Source organism: Actinomadura rubrisoli (genome assembly GCF_004349215.1).
Classification (GTDB): domain Bacteria; phylum Actinomycetota; class Actinomycetes; order Streptosporangiales; family Streptosporangiaceae; genus Spirillospora; species Spirillospora rubrisoli.
This window is the reverse complement of sequence record NZ_SMKU01000600.1, coordinates 1-2,779: the sequence shown is the minus strand read 5'-3', so window position 1 is coordinate 2,779 and position 2,779 is coordinate 1. Positions and strand designations below refer to the sequence as shown.

The window sequence follows — 2,779 nt, the reverse complement described above, 5'->3', positions numbered from 1 at the left end:
GCCCATAACCACCCACCCCAACACCCAGATTCCCGCAACTGCAACCCGGGGCGCCCCGCCAAACTGCAGTGCTCTCACAGCCCCAACCCGCGTCCGCCCACCCAACGGCACGTTCCCAAAATCCCAACCCCGGACCGTCCGCCCAGCAACTCACAACACCCCACTGTGCTCGGCCGAGAGCAACTGATTTTCTCCGATCCCACCCAAAGCCTCGCCCGACGACTCACCCTCAACCGGAGCATGATGAGCACGCATCACTTCGCGATCTGCGACAGCGATGCTCCCTCCGCCGCACGCGACACTCGCACAACGACCAAGGGCCACTACGAACAGCCCCTAACCGAAAGCGGCCGCCAGCCGGGCGGCGTACTCAGCAGCTTCGGTACCGGAGTCATACTTTTGGCGCGGCCAGAAAAACCCCCGCAACCCGTCCTTCCAGTTGCGCGGCACAACATGCACATGCAGATGCGGCACGCTCTGGCTCACCCGGTTGTTCATCGCGACAAACGACCCCGCCGCCCCGAGCACCTCCTCCATCGCCCCGGCCAACCTCTGTGCGTACCCGAAAAACGGCCCGACCTCCTCAACCGGCAGATCCGTCAGCGTCTCGTAATGCACCCGGGGAACGAGCAACGTGTGCCCCTTGAACAGTGGCCGCGTATCAAGAAACGCCACCGCCTCCGGAACATCCAGAACCACATGCGCGTCCCGCACACCTTCCACGATCTCGCAGAACAAACACCCCATCCCCCCATCCTCCCGCACCGCCCCGCAACACCGCCCCGCAGCGCTAGCGGGGAGACAGTGGCGGGAGTCAGGGCCCCAGGGTGGTTAACTTAACGGGACGCTTACGTGGGAGCCGCTACCGTTCGGGAGCTATGCGGCTTGAGAACGTCGCCTTCCGTTACCGCCGGAGAGACCCCTGGGTGCTCAGGGACGTCAGTCTCTCCCTTCCGCCGGGACGGGTCACCGAGGTGACGGGGCAGAACGGTGCGGGGAAGTCCACCCTGCTGCGGCTGGTCGCCGGGCTGCGCAGCCCTCGGGAGGGCCTCATCAGAGGCAGGCCCACACGAGTGGGCTACGCGCCTGAACGCTTTCCGGTGGATCAGCCGTTCACGGTGAACTCGTACTTGACGCACATGGCCGCCATACGTGGGATCCCCACCGGAGGCGTCAGAACGTGGGCGGAGCGCCTAGGTTTCGAGCACCTCCTCGATGTGCGGTTGCCGGAGCTGTCCAAGGGCAGCGCCCAGAAGGTCGGGCTCGCCCAAGCGCTGTTCGGCGAACCGGAGCTCCTCATCCTGGACGAGCCGTTCGCCGGCCTGGACGCCGCGACCAGGGAGGCGCTCCCGACTCTGATCGCCGGGTTCGCGGCGGACGGCACCACAATCGTGGTCAGCGATCACCAGCGCTGCATCGAGGCCCTTCCGGACGTCGATCGGCTGCGGGTGGCCAACGCTGCGGTGACACGGCTGGACGCAGAGGAGGACCAGACCCCACGTCCAGTCGAATGGACCGTCCTTGAGGTCGTCGTGCGGGAGGACGAGGCCGACACCGTGGAGACCAAGCTACGCGCGGACGGTTACGACGTACGGAGGCCCGAGCGATGATCGCGCTCGCCCGCTTCCAGGTGGTCGGCTACGTCCGGTCGCTGCGCGTCCTGCATCCGCTGATCGTCATCGCGTTGATCGTGGCGTTGGTGCTGCTCCAAGGGCCGGCCGGGCCGGACGCGAAGGAACTCGCCGTGGGCACGCTCGGGGACGTGGCGGCGTTCATGTTCCCCGTCTGGGCATGGGCGGCGCGCGCTCTGCTCGACACGCAGCCGGACGAGCAGCGCGCACTATCGGCCACGGCCGCGCGCCACCGCTCCACGCCCACCTGGGCGGGACTGCTCGCGGCTTATGGAGTGAACGTCTGCCTGGGATTCCTCGCACTGGTGGTCCCCCTCCTTCAAGCGCTCACGGTGGAATCGCCGGCACGGGCGATACTGGCCGGGTGCGGGCTGTGCCTGCTCGTGGCCGTCGCCGGGACACTGCTCGGCGCGTGGACGAGCCGGGCGGTCTTGCCCGATCCCGGGGTCTCACTGTTGGCCCTTCTGGGCGGAGCCGTGGTGCTCCTACTGCTCGGCCTCGGACGGCTCGGATGGCTCTCGGTTCCGATGATCGAGTGGCTGCGGGCGGCGCACGACGGCCCGAACAGGTTCGTCTCGGAGTTTCCCGGCGTCGCGGTGCATCTGGCGCTGTGGTCGGCGATCGTCGGCGCCGGCTATGTCGCCATCGCTCGCGTCCGCCGCTGACGTCCCCGCTCGACCGTGGCGCCTCGCGAAACCCCACCACCCCTCACAACTAGGGCGTTTCTGATGGCTCTTGAAGGTGACGGTGGATCTATCGGTGTGGCGGGCACGGGTCCGGCATGGTGGGACGTCATGAGGTGACCGATGCGCAGTGGATGATGATCGAGCCGTTGTTACCGGTCAACGGCAAACCGGGACCTGGTGAGCGACTGGCCCACAACAAGGCCGCAGGACGCCTACCCCCGGCGCCGCGAAACAGTGTTAGGGCCCATGAACCACGCCCCAACCGCTACGCCCCCGCTCAACCACCACACCTCCTCTCATCGCTACACATGCATGGCCGGTGCACCTTTCCTCATCGCTACGCCTGCCCGGCCACGGCATCTTCCCGGGCGCTTAATCTTGCCCGGCCGTTCCAAGCCCAGTGCCCGGCCAGCACTCCTTCCTTCGTCTCTGCGCCCGCCCTGTCTCTTATACTCATCTGAC

3 protein-coding genes are annotated in these 2,779 nt (G+C 67.0%); 2 read left to right on the top strand and 1 reads right to left on the bottom strand.

Going from position 1 to position 2,779, the window contains the following annotated elements; translation table 11 throughout:
- Nucleotides 1-336: 336 nt before the first annotated feature.
- Complete coding sequence (locus tag E1298_RS45885; RefSeq protein ID WP_131903649.1) at nucleotides 337-747, bottom strand: HIT family protein; 411 nt, start codon at nucleotides 745-747, stop codon at nucleotides 337-339.
- A gap of 131 nt (nucleotides 748-878) precedes the next feature.
- On the opposite strand from E1298_RS45885, the gene E1298_RS45880 reads away from it, so the two are divergent.
- Nucleotides 879-1,610 carry an ATP-binding cassette domain-containing protein gene (locus tag E1298_RS45880; RefSeq protein WP_131903648.1) on the top strand — a complete coding sequence of 244 codons (732 nt, stop codon included), beginning with the start codon at nucleotides 879-881 and terminating at the stop codon, nucleotides 1,608-1,610.
- Nucleotides 1,607-2,296, top strand: coding sequence for a hypothetical protein (locus E1298_RS45875; RefSeq protein ID WP_131903647.1), 690 nt, complete (start codon nucleotides 1,607-1,609; stop codon nucleotides 2,294-2,296). The genes E1298_RS45880 and E1298_RS45875 overlap by 4 nt, the downstream gene beginning before the upstream one ends.
- Nucleotides 2,297-2,779: the final 483 nt, after the last annotated feature.